A 14,120-nucleotide genomic window follows, 5' to 3' on the forward strand; every position below is an offset into this window, starting at 1 on the left:
GCAGATGCCTTGGATCTCGGAGTCGGAGTCCCTGGAGCGGGCCGCGTTGCGTCAGCAACTGCTCCAAGCGCGCGAGCGCTTCGTGGCCTCCCCTGCAGGTGCGGCGGCCCATCAGACCCTGGGGCGGCGGCTGCGCGACGTGCTCGTCACTCTGGAGCCGCAGGTGCTGGGGCTGTACTGGCCGGTCCACGGGGAATTTAACGCAGTGTCAGCCTGGGGCGACGACATGCCCGAGCTCGCCGCAGGGCTGGCCTTGCCTTTTGCCCGCCGTCGTCCCGCGGCGATGGTCTACCGGCACTGGGACGGCCGCAGCCCGCCCGAGCTGCTCGATGACTGCGGCATCCCCAGCACGGCAGGCGCCGAGGTCGTGCCCGATGTGGTGCTGGTGCCTTGCGTGGGCTTCAGCCGCGCGGGCTACCGGCTGGGCTATGGCGGCGGCTACTTCGACCGCTGGCTGGCCGCGCACCCGGGCGTGACCGCCGTGGGCGTGGCCTATGCCGACAGCCAGATCGCCCTCGAACCCCAGGACCATGACCGCCCACTGACGATCGTGGTCACCGAACACGAGGTGCTCGCCCCGTAGCGGCGGGAAAAGAGTCGCTCGATCGGCCTCACTGCCCCCCTGAAGCGGGCGGGGTGCGACGCGCGAGCGCCTCAGTGTTCGGCGGGCGTGCCTTCGGCCGGCGCCAGCAAACGGGCCTGACGCGGATTGGGCAGCTGGGGCGGCACTTCCGAAAGCTTGTTCTCGGTCATGTAGTCGTTCATCTCGCGCCAGCCGGCGAAGATGGCCGCCTTGTCGGCCTTGGGATTGAGCGTGAAACAGTCCTCGATGGCCCGGCCGGCATGGCGGCAGGCCGCACCCAGTGCACGCCCTTCGGCCTCACGCCGCTCGGCCACGGCCTGCGCCGACTCGATGCCAAGCTGGTCGCAGCCCGCCAGCACCAGCAGGCCGGGCAGCAGCAAAAGGGCAATCAGGGCACGCATGGCAAGGCAGCAAATGGTCCGTTCTCACCGGTATCGGCCACCGGCAAGCCGACTTGAGCCCCTCCAGCGCTCAACGGTACACGCCGCTGCGGGCCATCTCCAGCAGGCGCGCCACCCGATCTTCGGTGGACGGATGGGTCGAAAACAGCCCGCTCAGCCCCCCACCGGACAGCGGGTTCATGATCATCATCTGCGCCGTCTCCGGGTGGCGCTCGGCCGCCTCCAGCGGAATGCCCTGCGCGTAGCGCTGGATCTTTTGCAAGGCACTGGCCAGGGCTTGCGGGTCGCCGCAGATCTCGGCGCCGCCGCGGTCGGCCTCGAACTCGCGCGCACGGCTGATGGCCATCTGGATCAGGCTGGCGGCCAGCGGCGCCAGAATCATCACCAGCAAGCCCACGATGGGATTGGCCGGCCGACCTTCGCTGTCGCGCCCCCCGAACAACATCGCGAAATTGGCCAGCATCGAAATTGCACCGGCCATGGTGGCGCTGATGGTGGAAATCAGGATGTCGCGGTGCTTCACATGGGCCAGCTCATGGGCCATCACGCCGCGCAACTCACGCTCATTGAGGATACGCATCAGCCCGGTGGTGGCCGCCACGGCGGCGTTGTGCGGGTTGCGCCCGGTGGCAAAAGCATTGGGCGCCTCCTCGTGGATCAGGTAGACCCGCGGCATGGGCAGCCCCGCCCGGCCGGCCAGCTCGCGCACCATCGCGTAAAACTGGGGCGCCGTGGTCTCGTCGACCTCCTGGGCGTTGTACATCTTCAGCACCAGTTTGTCGGAAAACCAGTAGCTGAAGAAATTCATCCCCAGCGCCACCAAGAGCGCCAGCATCATGCCCTGCTGCCCGCCCAACACGGAGCCGATGGCCATGAACAGTCCGGTGATGGCCGCCATCAGGACGGCGGTCTTCAGCATATTGAACATGGATGCGTTCCTTTCAATGGCGTGGAATCTCGACCCCCCATCTGGGGACGAACCGGGAGGAACTCAAGTCGGCGGCCCCAGGACCATGCCCGGCGCCACCGGGTGGCCGCTCAGGAACTCCCTGCCGCTCAAGCGCCGGCCGCCGGGCTTTTGCAACTGGGTCAGGCACAGCGCCTGCTCGCCGCAGGCCACGACCGGCCCGGCCTCGTCCAGGCGCAGCACCTCGCCGGGCCGCCCCTGACCGACAGCCAGCCGGGCCGCCCAGATCTTCAAGGGCTGCTGCGCGAGCCGCGCCGCCCCCCCGGGAAACGGGTCGAAGGCCCGCAGCCTGCGCTCGATCACCACCGCCGGCTGCGTCCAATCGATCGCCGCTTCGGCCTTGTCGATTTTGCGCGCGTAGGTCGCGCCCTCCTCGGGCTGCTTCACAGGACGCAAGCCGCCACGGGCCGCCAAGGCCAAGGCCTCGACGATCAGCCGGGCGCCCAGTGCGGCCAGCCGGTCGTGCAGTGACGCGGCGGTGTCGTCCGGGCGGATCGGCTCGGGCGCGCTCAGCAGCATGTCGCCGGTGTCCAGCCCCTCATCCATTTGCATGATCGTGACGCCGGTGTGCGCGTCGCCGGCCTCGATGGCCCGTTGGATGGGAGCCGCCCCCCGCCAGCGCGGCAGCAACGAGGCATGGATGTTCAGGCATCCCAGGCGCGGCAGCTGCAGCACCCAAGACGGCAGGATCAGTCCGTAGGCCGCTACCACCATGGCTTCGGGCTGCAAGGCCCGCAAGCGCTCCTGCACCGCCCGCGCGTCCTGCCCATAGCGGCCGTCCAGGCGCAGGCTGCGGGGCTGGGCCACCTCCACACCATGGGATTGGGCCCATTGTTTGACCGCACTGGGCAGGAGCTTCATCCCCCGGCCGGCCGGCCGATCCGGCTGGGTCAACACCAGCACGATCTCGAAGCCGGCGGCCTCCAGCGCGGCCAAGGCCGTCTGTGCGAACTCGGGCGTCCCGGCAAAAGCGATGCGCATGGCCCGGCTTCAGCGCGCCGCTTCCTTGGCGCGCTTTTGCAGCTTGGTCTTGATGCGGTTGCGCTTCAGCGGTGAGAGGTACTCGACGAAGACCTTGCCCATCAGATGGTCCATTTCGTGCTGCACGCACACCGCCAGCAAGCCCTCGGCATCGAATTCATAGGGCTGGCCATCGCGGTCCAGCGCACGCACGCGCACGCGGGCATGGCGCTCGACCTTGTCGTAGATGGCCGGCACCGACAGGCAGCCCTCTTCCCAGACGATTTTTTCTTCGCTCTTGTCGATCAACTCGGGGTTGATCAGCACCCGGGGATCGTCACGTTCGTCGGAGACGTCGATCACGATCACCCGTTCGTGTACATCCACCTGGGTGGCCGCCAATCCAATGCCTTGGGCGGCATACATGGTCTCCAGCATGTCGTCCACCAGGCGCCGGATGCGATCGTCCACCTGAGCCACGGGCTGAGCCACCTTGTGCAGGCGGGGGTCGGGATAACGCAGAATGTTCAACAGGGCCATGGGTGCGGGGCCGCCCGCCAAGGGCGGCAGGTGTGGATGACTTGCAACGCCGCTTTTCGTGAACCAATGCCGTCGCACCAGTAACGTCCGGCAAAATTCATTGCGGCATCAAGGGTTTATGGGCAGAATCTCCGAAACTATGTGAGGATTTTCGCCGATCTGTCGTCCCCGGGCGGAACAACAACTCATTAACCATACGGCGTCATGGCCCCCAACACCAGGCCATGCCGGTACGCGGAGACCCCTGCATGACTGTTCAGCTCACGCCGCAAGCCCGTCCGACGCAAGCCCCCGCGCGGGCGCGCCGCGGGGCCCACGCTTTGGTCGCTTTGACCCTGGCCACCGCCGCCGCGGCGGCCTGGGCGGTCAATTATCCGATCACCCCGCAGCAGCGCGCCACGGCCCAACAAGTCGCCCAGGCCGGGGTGCCGCTGTCCGAGCTGGCCCCCAACGCGCCCGACGTCTACACCGTCAAGCGTGGCGACACCCTGTGGGACATCTCCAGCCTGTTCCTGCGCAGCCCCTGGCGGTGGCCCGAGCTGTGGGGCATGAACCTCGATCAGATCCGCAACCCCCATTTGATCTTCCCCGGCCAGATCCTGGTGCTGGAAAAGCGCGATGGTCGCGCCCAACTGCGTGTGGCGCAGGCCGTCAGCGGCGACACGGTGCGCCTGTCCCCGCGGGTGCGCAGCACCGAACTGATCGACGGCATCGCCTCGGTACCGCTGCACCTGATCGAGCCTTTCCTGAACGAAGCCGTCATCTTCAACAGCGACGAACTCGAAACCGCCCCGCGCGTGGTGGCCGCGCAGGAAGGCCGCGTGCTGATGTCGCGCGGCGACCGGGCCTACGTGCGCGGCGAGCTGGGCAACCAGCGTGACTGGCGCGTCTTCCGCAACCCCAAAGCGTTGGTCGATCCCGACACCCGGGAGGTGCTGGGCTATGAAGCCGCCTACGTGGGAGCGGCCACCTATGTGCGGCCGGGGGGTAGCACGGCCCAGGGCGAGATCGTGCCGGCCACCGTGGAAGTGCAATCGGTGCGCCTGGAAATGGGGGTGGGCGACCGCCTGGCCCCGCAGCCGCCCCGCGAGTTCATCAATTACGTGCCCCATGCGCCGCAACAACCGGTCGAAGGCCGCATCGTCTCGATCTACGGCGAAGGTGCCACGGCCGGTCAAAATCAGGTCGTCGCCCTCAACAAGGGCAAGCGCGACGGCCTGGAGCGCGGCCATGTGCTGGCCCTGTGGTCGGCTGGCCGTGTGGTCCGGGACACCACCTCGCCGGACAAGGCCACGCTGCGCTTGCCCGACGAGCGCCACGGCCTGCTGTTCGTCTTCCGGGTGTTCGATCGCATGTCCTACGCCCTGATCCTGAACGTCAGGAACCCGGTGGTGGTCGGCGACCGCTTCACCCAGCCCTGAACCAGACGGGGCAAGCCGGCCGGCGCCTCCCTGCCCGGCTGGGCCCCGAATCGCCGCAGCACCCTGGCCCGGGCCGGGCCCCTTTCCGGATGGCTGCTTCCTCTTCCCTGTCTGCCGATGAACTGGCCGCTTGGTTGCGGCTGCTGGAAACCCCAGGGCTGGGCCGCCAGGCCGTGCGACGGCTGCTGGCCGCCTTCGGCTCGCCCCAGGCCGCCTGCGCGGCCGCGCCACAGGCGCGGCGCCACCTGCTCTCGGCTCCAGCGGCCCAGGCCCTGGAGCACGAGCCGCCGCAGTTGGCTGGCTTGGTGGCGCGGACCCTGGAGTGGCTACAGGCCGATGCGCGCCATCATGTGCTGACCCTCGGGGACCCAGCCTATCCCCCGTGGCTGTTGGCCACCGCCGACCCGCCAGTCTTGCTCTATGCCTGCGGCGATCTGGCCTGGTTGCAAGCCCCCTGCCTGGCCATCGTGGGCACCCGCCATCCCACCCGGCAAGGGCAAGAGAATGCACGCGCCTTCGCCCACCACCTCAGCCAGGCCGGCTGGACCATCGTCTCCGGGCTGGCCCTGGGCATCGACGCGGCCGCCCATGAAGGCGGCCTCAGCGGGCCCGGACGCACCATCGCCGTGGTCGGCACCGGCTTGGACCAGGTCTATCCCCGCCGCCACCGCGCCTTGGCGGAACGCATTGCCGCCGAAGGTTTGCTCCTGAGTGAGTACCCGCTCGGCACCCCACCCTTGCCGCAGCATTTTCCGCAACGCAACCGGCTGATCGCCGGCTTGAGCCGCGGCACCTTGGTGGTGGAGGCCGCGCTGCAATCCGGCTCGCTGATCACCGCGCGCTTGGCGGCGGAACAGGGCCGGGAGGTGTTCGCGATTCCCGGCTCCATCCATGCCCCGCAATCGCGCGGCTGCCATGCCTTGATCAAGCAAGGCGCCAAGCTGGTGGAGTCGGCACAGGACATTCTGGAGGACTTGCTCGGGCCCGAGGTGCGTCCCCCGACCGAGGCGGCCCCCTCGGCCTGCAGCCCCGACGAGACCGAGGACCCGCTGCTCATGGCCCTGGGCCATGATCCAGCCTCGCTGGACGCGCTGCAAGCCCGCTGTGGCTGGCCCACCGACCAGCTCAATGCCCGCTTGCTGGAACTGGAACTCGAAGGCCGCGTCGAGCGGCTGCCCGGCGGTCTGTACCAGCGTTGCCACCGGGCCTGAGTTCCGTAGGATGAAACGGGCGATACCCCGGTGGATGACAGCGGTATTGCGCGCTTGCCGCCCCGTTCGCCTCGGGTATAGTCCCAGCATGTTCGACGTGCTCGTGTACCTCTACGAAAACTACTGGCGCCCCGACGCCTGCCCGGACCACGACCAGTTGGCCCGCAAACTGTCGGCCGTGGGTTTCGAGAACGAGGAAATTCAAGAGGCCCTCAACTGGTTGGACGGATTGGCCGTCTCGGCCCAGATCCATGCCAAGGCCCAGAGCGCTTCGGGGGTGCGGGTGTACACCCCGGCCGAGCAAGAGCATTTCGGGCCCGACTGCCTGGGGTTCATCAGCTTCCTGGAATCGGCAGGCGTCCTGCCCGCGCCGATGCGCGAAATGGTGATCGACCGTGCCATGGCCATCCCCGGCGGCCCGGTGGCCCTGGAGGATCTGAAGATCATCGTGCTGATGGTCTTCTGGAGCCTGGGCGAAGAGCCCGACGCGCTGATCCTCGACGAACTCTTCGTGGACGCCAAGGACCGGCTGATTCACTGAGGGCTCGGCCTCCAGCGACGGGCCGCGCGCCACGCCGCACTTGCGCGGTGCGGGCGCCGAGTCAGTTCAGCAATCGGCTGGGGTCGGCGTCGAGCTTGGCCAGCGCATCGCGGGTGGCTCGCACCGTCAGCGCTTCTTCCTCGGCGGGCACGAGCAAGCCGGCCTGGAGGAAGGCCGCCAGGCGGTGCTGCTGGAACAGCACGCAGCGCCCGGTGGGCGCGACGAACAAACTGAGCTGTTTGCGCAAGCCCTGCCAGGCCAATTGCACGGCCTCGTTGCGCCCGCGGTAGTCCAGCTTGAACCAAGCGCCCACCTGTAGCCCCCGCGCCCAAGCGACCATGGCCGGGCTGGGCATCGAGCCGCCCTCGGCCACCACCTCCAGGTCTGCCGTTTCATGGCCGGACAGGTCGAGCACCATCGACTCGTCGATCTCGACCTCGGTATCGGGCAGGATTTCTTCCAACGTTTCCAGCCGCAACATCAGCTCGTTGAGCCGCTCGGGCGGAATGGCCGCCGTCTTGGCGGTAAAGGCCGCAGCCAGCGAGTTGTTGAGCGTCTGGATGTGCTCGTCCTGCTTGTCGGGCGGCACGCCGGCGCTGGCCATGCCATCGCGCAGGGTCTTGAGCAGCGGCGGCAGGCGGCGGATGACCTCGGCGCGCTCCTCGCGCGAGACCTTGGCGCTGGCCGACCAGATCAGGTCAGCCGCCGCCCGCTTCATCGCTTTGGTCTGCTCGCTTTGCGGACCATGTTTGACCGCGGTCATCGCCAGCACGTCGGCCCAAATCTGGAACAAGAAGTCGCGCACGCCCTCCTGCACCGGCACCTCGTTGAGCATCTTGCGCAGCTCGATGGTGTACTGGATGGCCAGAATCTCCCGCTGCTCGACCTGCTGCGCCAGCGACACCCCGCGCCGCGAGGGCTCGTGCTCGTTGCGGAAATAGTGCTCGAGGAATTTTTCGAATTCCACCAGCACGGTCTGGAACACACGACGGCCGGTGTCGGGATAGGCCTCGACCACCTGCACCACGCGCTTGATCTCCTTCTCCAGCGCCTCGCTGGCCCCGGCAGTGGCATCGTCGAAGCCCATCACACAGGCGCCCATGCGGTCGATCAACTTGCGCGCCGGATGGTCGATGGTGGCGAAGAAATCGGGTTCGCTGATGGCCACACGCAGCACCGGCATTTGCAACCGGGCGAACCACACCCGCACCGAGGCAGGCAGGCGTTCTTCCATCAACAAGCTTTGAAACAGCAGCGCCACGATCTCGATGGTGGCTCGCTCGATCGGCGACTCGGCCGCCTGCTTGAGCACCTGTTTGCGCTCTTGCAGGCCTCGTGCCAGTGCTGCGGGCTGGACCTCCAGGCCTGCCTGGGCGCTGGCTTGGAACTGCCGCGCCAGCTCGCGCTCGGCATGGACCATGGCCTCGGACAGCCGCGGCGAGGCCGGACGCACTTGGGCGGTGGTTTCGAACTCGGGCACCTGCCGCCCCACCAGCCGGTTCAGTCGTCCCAGCACTGCCTGCGCCTGCTCGGAGGCGCGCAGCAACTGAGACGCGCGCGTCATCAAGCGCGTCTCGTCGCCCCCCCCGTGGAAACTGCCCGGCGTCGAGCCGCCCAGCCCCCCTCCGGTGGACCCGCCGGGGGCTGCCGCCCCACCGGCCAAAGCCGCCGCCGCACGTCCTGTGGAAGCCACGCCGGCGTCGCGAGCCCGCCGGATCAACGGGCGCAAGTCGATCTCGGGCAGCACCCCATGGGCAATGAGCCACTTGTTGGTTTCGTGGTAGGCCAGCACGATCAGGTGGCCCATTTCTTCATGCAGCACCGGCTGCAGGCAGCGCCATGCCTCCAGCCCCAGCCCGGCATTGCGCCAGGTGCGCAGGATCAGCCCCCCCATCGCCTGTGGACGCAGCAAGTCCGAGGGCGGCAATTCATCCCGGCGCTCCAGCGCGAGAATGCGCGAGCGCAGGTCGGTGAACTCGGAACTGGCCTGATCCATCGCCGCCAAGGCCAAGCGCGAACTCAGGATCTCGTGCTCGATGGTGGCATCGTCCACCAGCGACAGTTCGGCGCTGCGCGACAGACCGGCCATCGCCGTGGGGCTGGCCCCGGTGGACGACAGCGTCCCCTGCCAGGACTGAATCTGCTCGGCCAGCTGCTGACGCCAAGCCTCGCGCAGGCGCTGCACATCGGCCCAGGCTTCGCGGCGTCGCAGCAAGAGTTCGGGCGGCGCCGGCTGCGTGGCCAAGAGCTTGGCCCCCTCTTCCACCGCGGCCATCGCATGGGCTGCGCCATAGAGCACCACGTTCAGGAACGTCCTGCGGGCCTGGGCAGCGAGCGCCTTGGGGTCGGCAGGGGTGGTCATGGTCAACGAAATCGGGCCGGCGTCGGCAAAGTGGTTTCGCCGAACTCTACACCACGGCACCGGCGTTCGGGTCGTTCGGATCGGTCTCCTTGCGCGTGGGGGAAATCAAGTCTTCGCGCTTGACCCCCAGCCACATCGCCGTGGCCGCAGCGACGAACACCGAAGAGTAGATGCCAAAGCAAATGCCAATCGTCAACGCCAACGCGAAATAGTGCAACGTGGGGCCACCGAAGATCAGCATCGACAGCACCATGATCTGCGTGGAGCCGTGCGTGATGATGGTGCGGCTCATGGTGCGCGTGATCGCATTGTCCATGATCTGCGCCGTCGTCATCTTGCGGTACTTGCGGAAGGACTCGCGAATGCGATCGAAGATCACCACCGACTCATTGACCGAATAGCCCAGCACGGCCAGCACCGCCGCCAGCACCGACAGCGAAAACTCCCACTGGAAAAAGGCAAAGAAGCCCAAGATGATGATCACGTCGTGCAAATTGGCGACGATGGCAGCCACCGAGAACTTCCACTCGAAGCGGAAGGCCAGGTAGATCATGATGCCCACGATCGTCATCGCCAGCGCGATGGCGCCATCGCGGGCCAGTTCGGCGCCCACCTGCGGGCCGACGAACTCGCTGCGCTGCAGCCGCAACGGCTCGCTGCCAGCGGCTTCGCACACCTGGCGGCTGACCGCCTCGCCTTGGGGGGTGACTTCCTGACGCTGCGCCAGACGTCCGTCCTCGGCACGACACAGCGCTTCCATGACCCGGGACACCACCTCCGACTGGGCCACCTCACCGCGCAGCGGCACGCGGATCAACACATCGCGCGAGGTGCCGAAGTTTTGCACCTGCACCTCACCGAGGCCCAGCGATTCGATCTGGCTGCGCACGCGGCCCACGTCGGCCGCCTGCGCGTACTGCACCTCCAGGACGGTGCCGCCCGTGAACTCGATCGACAAGTGCAGCCCGCGGGTGATGAGGAAAAACACCGCCGCGACGAACAACGCCACCGACACCATGTTGAGCACCAGCGCGTGGCGCATGAACGGGATGTCGCGCTTGATCCGGAACAGTTCCATGTGCGTGCTTCCTGTGCGTGGGCCGCCGTCAGGCCTTGGGGGCGCGCTCGGCGCCGGGGATCCACACTTGGCCGATGGAGATGGACTTGAGCTTCTTGCGCCGCCCGTACCACAGGTTCACCAAGCCCCGCGAGAACAGCACGGCCGAGAACATCGAGGTCAGGATGCCCAGGCAGTGCACCACGGCAAAGCCGCGCACCGGCCCCGAGCCGAAGGCGAGCAAGGCCACGCCGGCGATCAGCGTGGTGACGTTGGAGTCGAGGATGGTGGCCCAGGCCCGTTCATAGCCTGCGTGGATGGCCGCCTGCGGCGAGGCGCCATTGCGCAGTTCCTCACGCACGCGCTCGTTGATGAGCACGTTGGCATCGATGGCCATGCCCAAGGTCAGCGCGATCGCCGCAATGCCCGGCAGCGTCAGCGTGGCCTGCAGCATCGACAGCAGGGCAATGAGCAGCAGCAGGTTGACCGCCAACGCCAGGCTCGAGAACACGCCAAAGAGCATGTAGTAAGCCACCATGAACACCATGATGGCCACGAAGCCCCAGACCACACTGTTGAAGCCCTTGGCGATATTCTCGGCGCCCAGAGCCGGGCCGATGGTGCGCTCTTCGATAATCTCCATGGGCGCCGCCAGCGAACCCGCGCGCAGCAACAGCGCCACGTCGTTGGCCTCCTGCGTGGTCATGCGCCCGGAGATCTGGACGCGCCCGCCGCCGATTTCGGTGCGGATGACCGGCGCGGTGACGACCTCGCCCTTGCCCTTCTCGAACAGCAAGATGGCCATTCGGCGGCCGACGTTCTCGCGCGTGACGTCGCGGAAGATGCGCGCCCCCTTGGCATCGAGCGTCAGGTGCACCGCCGGCTGCTGATGCTCGTCGAACCCCGCCTGAGCGTCGGTGAGGTTTTCGCCGGTGAGGATGACCTGGCGCTTGACGATCAGCGGCGCGCCGCCGCGTTCGACATAACGCTCGGTGCCGAAAGGCACCGGCCCGCTGCCGGCCAAGGCCGCCATGGCTTCGGCGCTGTCGTCCACCAGTCGCACCTCCAAGGTGGCCGTGCGCCCGATGATGTCCTTGGCCCGCGCGGTGTCCTGCACGCCGGGCAGTTGCACCACCACCCGGTCCAAGCCCTGCTGCTGGATCACCGGCTCACTGGTGCCCAGCTCATTGACACGGTTGTGCAGCGTGGTGATGTTTTGCTTGATCGCCTGGTCTTGAATGCGGCGCGCGGCCTCGGGCTTGAGCGTGCCAAGCAACCGCAGATCCGCCCCCTCGGTCGACTCCACCCATGCCAGGTCGGCCAGTTGCTCGGCCAGCACCTGGCGGGCCTGCTGCAAGGTGGCCGCATCGCGAAAACGCAGTTCGATCTGCTGGCCCTGTCGGTTGATGCCGGCATGGCGGAGGTTGCGATCACGCAGCAAGGTGCGCGCATCCCCGGCGTAGGCTTCGATGCGGCGCGTCAGCGCGGCCTCCATGTCCACCTGCATCAAGAAGTGCACCCCGCCGCGCAGGTCCAGGCCGAGATACATCGGCAGCGCATGGATCGAGGCCAGCCACTGGGGCGAGCGCGACACCAGGTTCAGTGCCACCACGTAGGACCGGTCCGAGGCATCCGGATTGAGCGCACGGTCGATCACGTCGCGGGCGCGAATCTGGGTGTCCGTGTCGGCGAAGCGGGCGCGCACCGAATGACCCTCGAGCTGCACGAACTCCGCCGCCACGCCAGCGGCGCTCAGGGCCTGACGGACCCGTTCGGCCACGCTCTCGTCCACACGCACCGTGGCCTTGCCGCTGGAGACCTGCACCGCTGGCGCCTCGCCATAAAAATTCGGCAAGGTATAGATGAAGCCCACGATCACCGCGATCACCAAGATCGCGTACTTCCACAGGGGGTAGCGGTTCATGACAGCTCTTTCATGCCCAGGATGACGGCTCCGCCCCGCTCGCCAAACCACAGGGGCAGCCGCCGGGCCTCACGGAATGAAGGGCGCCGCATCGGCGCCCTTCCCGGTCCCGGCTCAAGCCGGGTCTGAGGCGGAAATTACTTGATCGTTCCCTTGGGCAACACCTGCACCACGGCCGTGCGCTGAATTTGGATCTGCACGCCATCGGCCACCTCGACATGCAAGTAAGTGTCGCCGAGCTTGGCGATCTTGCCCAACAGCCCGCCGGCGGTGACCACCTCGTCGCCCTTGGCCAGCGCCTCGATCATGGCCTTGTGCTCTTTCTGGCGCTTCATCTGCGGGCGGATCATGATGAAGTAGAGCACCACGAACATCAGCACCAGCGGCAGCAGGCTCAGCAGCGTCGATTCAGTGCCGCCTTGCGCGGCCGGGGCCGCCTGAGCGAATGCGTCAGAGATGAACACGGGACGTCTCCGGGATGAGTCGATACAAACGGACGATTGTATGCCGGAGCGCTAGCGATCCATGCGCGCAAGGCCACCCGGGCCTCACACCCACCCGGGCGTTTCGTTGCCTATACTCCCCCGAGAGGCACCGACCCTGCGGCCCTTGGGGCGGCAATCCCCGGCGGTTTTGCTTGCCTTACTTTTGACGTTCCCGTACCGCGTACCCATGCAACGCTGGCTGATCCTGGTGGGTATCGTCTTCGTGCTGCTCGGGCTGCTGTGGCCCTGGCTATCCAAGCTGCCCTTGGGACGCCTGCCCGGCGACCTGCATCTCGAGCGCGAAGGCTTCAGCTTTCACTTTCCGCTGACGACCTCGGTGCTGATCTCACTGCTGCTGAGCCTGCTGCTGTGGTGGTGGCGCAAGTAGTCAGCCCCGCAAAACGACCTCGAGCCGCATGGACGCTGAGTGGGTGAGGCGATGTTGCTGCGGGGTTGGAACACCCGAAGATAAAACCGCTCGATGCGATGTCCCGGGAGCTTGGGAACGGATTTCGATGAGTGCGCCGGACGTTTTCCGCGCCCGACTGGACCAGATGATCGACCTGCGGCACCTGCTGGCGCGCCGGGACCGGCGCGGGCGCAGCATCGGGCGCTCAAGCGCCAGCGCGCCCCGTGCTTGGGCGCGTGCTGCGCGACATGCAGCCGCAGCCAGCAGCATTGGCTGAACTGGCCTCGGGCGGTCGAGCCGGCCATCGGGCCTGCCAAGCACCATCACCGCATGAAGCGCTGCTGGCGCAAGGGCGCCGAGGGCGATGCACGGCAAGCGGTGTTGTGCGCCGCCGGCATCAACATCCGTTGACTGCTGCGGGCCATCGAACGCACCCAAACCCTGCCACGCGACGAGAACGGCCGCGTGCCCTCCCCCATCCTCATCACCTTCCGGCCCAAAGACTGACCCCCCCCTCATTCGAGGGGCCTGCTTGGGGTCATGGGCGGCGCGGTGGGCTTGTTGAGGTGCGCCTGTCACACCCTGTTTCCAAAACCTGCTGGCCCGGGTGGGCTGGGGCTTGCTAGCATCCGGCGGCCGTTGTTGAGGGCCAGACGACAAGACAGGGGGGGGGTGCATGTCCGAGCCGATGGATGTGGCGGCGCTGGCGGCGGGCTGGATGGGCTGGTGCGAAGACGCGGGCCGGCTGCACCGCGTGCAAGGGCCGCGCCTGGGGGGTGTGCTGCTGGAGCACTTCGTGGGCTGGGAGGCGCTCAACGAGCCCTACGCATACCACGTGCACGTGCTGTCGCTGCGGGCCGATCACGTGCTGGAAGACTGGCTGGACAGCCGAGCCGAGTTGGTGACGGTGGGCTCGCAGGGGCAGTGCTACCGTGTCAGCGGCCACATTGCGCAGGCGCGCGCGGTGGGCTACAACGGGGCGCTGGCGCGCTACGAACTGCTGATCGTGCCGTGGCTGTGGCGGCTGCGGCTGGGCGGGCGCCAGCGCGCCTGGCAGCATTGCAGCCTGCGCCAAATCATCGACGACGTCTTTGCCCAGTACCAGCCCCAGGCGGCCTGGCGCTGGAGCCCCGAAGTCCAAGCCCACCTCCAAGCCCTGGGCCCGTGGGACTATGTGGTCCAAGGCCGAGAAAGCGACCTGGCTTTTGTGCAGCGGCTGCTGGGGCGCGCTGGGCTGGGGCTGCGCTTCGAAGAAGTCG

The 14,120-nt window shown here is 67.5% G+C and carries 14 protein-coding genes; 6 read left to right on the forward strand and 8 right to left on the reverse strand.

The window, feature by feature from the left end; all coding sequences use genetic code 11:
• Positions 1-4 precede the first annotated feature (4 nt).
• The gene (locus tag F615_RS0114210; protein ID WP_019561847.1) at positions 5-583 is read left to right on the forward strand and encodes a 5-formyltetrahydrofolate cyclo-ligase; all 579 of its coding nucleotides are present in this window, start codon (positions 5-7) and stop codon (positions 581-583) included.
• Positions 584-654: 71 nt separating this feature from the next.
• Here the strand turns inward: F615_RS0114210 and F615_RS0114215 are convergent, their stop codons facing one another.
• The 4 genes from F615_RS0114215 to def all read right to left on the reverse strand — a co-directional run bounded on the left by F615_RS0114215 (position 655) and on the right by def (position 3,451).
• Positions 655-984, reverse strand: coding sequence for a hypothetical protein (locus tag F615_RS0114215; RefSeq protein WP_019561848.1), 330 nt, complete (start codon positions 982-984; stop codon positions 655-657).
• 70 nt (positions 985-1,054) lie between these two features.
• Entirely contained in the window at positions 1,055-1,912 is an 858-nt protein-coding gene (htpX, locus tag F615_RS0114220) for a zinc metalloprotease HtpX (protein ID WP_019561849.1), read from the reverse strand.
• Positions 1,913-1,975: 63 nt separating this feature from the next.
• Positions 1,976-2,932: a methionyl-tRNA formyltransferase gene (gene fmt, locus F615_RS0114225; RefSeq protein ID WP_019561850.1), complete on the reverse strand. Its 957-nt coding sequence runs from the start codon at positions 2,930-2,932 to the stop codon at positions 1,976-1,978.
• Between the two features lie 9 nt (positions 2,933-2,941).
• On the reverse strand, positions 2,942-3,451 hold the full coding sequence (gene def, locus F615_RS0114230) for a peptide deformylase (RefSeq protein ID WP_019561851.1): 510 nt from the start codon (positions 3,449-3,451) through the stop codon (positions 2,942-2,944).
• 248 nt (positions 3,452-3,699) lie between these two features.
• Between def and F615_RS0114235 the strand changes: the two genes are divergently transcribed.
• The 3 genes from F615_RS0114235 (at position 3,700) to F615_RS0114245 (ending at position 6,624) form a co-directional block, all read left to right on the forward strand.
• Positions 3,700-4,872, forward strand: coding sequence for a LysM peptidoglycan-binding domain-containing protein (locus F615_RS0114235; protein WP_019561852.1), 1,173 nt, complete (start codon positions 3,700-3,702; stop codon positions 4,870-4,872).
• Positions 4,873-4,961: 89 nt separating this feature from the next.
• Complete coding sequence (dprA, locus tag F615_RS0114240; protein ID WP_019561853.1) at positions 4,962-6,083, forward strand: DNA-processing protein DprA; 1,122 nt, start codon at positions 4,962-4,964, stop codon at positions 6,081-6,083.
• An 88-nt stretch (positions 6,084-6,171) separates the two neighbouring features.
• Positions 6,172-6,624: a Smg family protein gene (locus F615_RS0114245; RefSeq protein WP_019561854.1), complete on the forward strand. Its 453-nt coding sequence runs from the start codon at positions 6,172-6,174 to the stop codon at positions 6,622-6,624.
• Between the two features lie 61 nt (positions 6,625-6,685).
• Here F615_RS0114245 and F615_RS0114250 read toward each other — a convergent pair whose 3' ends face one another.
• The 4 genes from F615_RS0114250 to yajC all read right to left on the reverse strand — a co-directional run bounded on the left by F615_RS0114250 (position 6,686) and on the right by yajC (position 12,431).
• A complete protein-coding gene (locus F615_RS0114250; RefSeq protein WP_019561855.1) occupies positions 6,686-8,986 on the reverse strand; it encodes a DUF1631 family protein in 2,301 nt (766 codons plus the stop codon).
• 46 nt (positions 8,987-9,032) lie between these two features.
• Positions 9,033-10,064 (reverse strand): protein translocase subunit SecF, encoded by a 1,032-nt coding sequence (gene secF / locus F615_RS0114255; protein WP_019561856.1) that lies wholly within the window; start codon positions 10,062-10,064, stop codon positions 9,033-9,035.
• Between the two features lie 28 nt (positions 10,065-10,092).
• A complete protein-coding gene (gene secD, locus F615_RS0114260; RefSeq protein WP_019561857.1) occupies positions 10,093-11,967 on the reverse strand; it encodes a protein translocase subunit SecD in 1,875 nt (624 codons plus the stop codon).
• A 137-nt stretch (positions 11,968-12,104) separates the two neighbouring features.
• Complete coding sequence (gene yajC / locus F615_RS0114265; protein WP_019561858.1) at positions 12,105-12,431, reverse strand: preprotein translocase subunit YajC; 327 nt, start codon at positions 12,429-12,431, stop codon at positions 12,105-12,107.
• 208 nt (positions 12,432-12,639) lie between these two features.
• Here yajC and F615_RS0114270 point away from each other — a divergent pair, with 208 nt between their 5' ends.
• Together F615_RS0114270 and F615_RS0114285 are read left to right on the forward strand one after the other, a co-directional pair.
• Positions 12,640-12,840, forward strand: coding sequence for a DUF2905 domain-containing protein (locus tag F615_RS0114270; RefSeq protein WP_019561859.1), 201 nt, complete (start codon positions 12,640-12,642; stop codon positions 12,838-12,840).
• A gap of 697 nt (positions 12,841-13,537) precedes the next feature.
• A partial coding sequence (locus tag F615_RS0114285) for a phage late control D family tail protein (protein ID WP_026330337.1) occupies positions 13,538-14,120 on the forward strand: 583 nt, incomplete at its 3' end.

Source organism: Caldimonas manganoxidans ATCC BAA-369, assembly GCF_000381125.1.
In the GTDB taxonomy this organism is placed as follows: domain Bacteria; phylum Pseudomonadota; class Gammaproteobacteria; order Burkholderiales; family Burkholderiaceae_C; genus Caldimonas; species Caldimonas manganoxidans.

Excerpts from the sequence above, each read along its gene's own strand:
- F615_RS0114270 (WP_019561859.1), top strand. The coding sequence starts at position 12,640 with ATGCAACGCTGGCTGATCCTGGTGGGTATCGTCTTCGTGCTGCTCGGG.
- secD (WP_019561857.1), bottom strand. The coding sequence starts at position 11,967 with ATGAACCGCTACCCCCTGTGGAAGTACGCGATCTTGGTGATCGCGGTG.
- F615_RS0114245 (WP_019561854.1), top strand. The coding sequence starts at position 6,172 with ATGTTCGACGTGCTCGTGTACCTCTACGAAAACTACTGGCGCCCCGAC.
- def (WP_019561851.1), bottom strand. The coding sequence starts at position 3,451 with ATGGCCCTGTTGAACATTCTGCGTTATCCCGACCCCCGCCTGCACAAG.
- F615_RS0114210 (WP_019561847.1), top strand. The coding sequence starts at position 5 with ATGCCTTGGATCTCGGAGTCGGAGTCCCTGGAGCGGGCCGCGTTGCGT.
- F615_RS0114250 (WP_019561855.1), bottom strand. The coding sequence starts at position 8,986 with ATGACCACCCCTGCCGACCCCAAGGCGCTCGCTGCCCAGGCCCGCAGG.
- F615_RS0114215 (WP_019561848.1), bottom strand. The coding sequence starts at position 984 with ATGCGTGCCCTGATTGCCCTTTTGCTGCTGCCCGGCCTGCTGGTGCTG.
- secF (WP_019561856.1), bottom strand. The coding sequence starts at position 10,064 with ATGGAACTGTTCCGGATCAAGCGCGACATCCCGTTCATGCGCCACGCG.
- htpX (WP_019561849.1), bottom strand. The coding sequence starts at position 1,912 with ATGTTCAATATGCTGAAGACCGCCGTCCTGATGGCGGCCATCACCGGA.
- fmt (WP_019561850.1), bottom strand. The coding sequence starts at position 2,932 with ATGCGCATCGCTTTTGCCGGGACGCCCGAGTTCGCACAGACGGCCTTG.
- F615_RS0114235 (WP_019561852.1), top strand. The coding sequence starts at position 3,700 with ATGACTGTTCAGCTCACGCCGCAAGCCCGTCCGACGCAAGCCCCCGCG.
- dprA (WP_019561853.1), top strand. The coding sequence starts at position 4,962 with ATGGCTGCTTCCTCTTCCCTGTCTGCCGATGAACTGGCCGCTTGGTTG.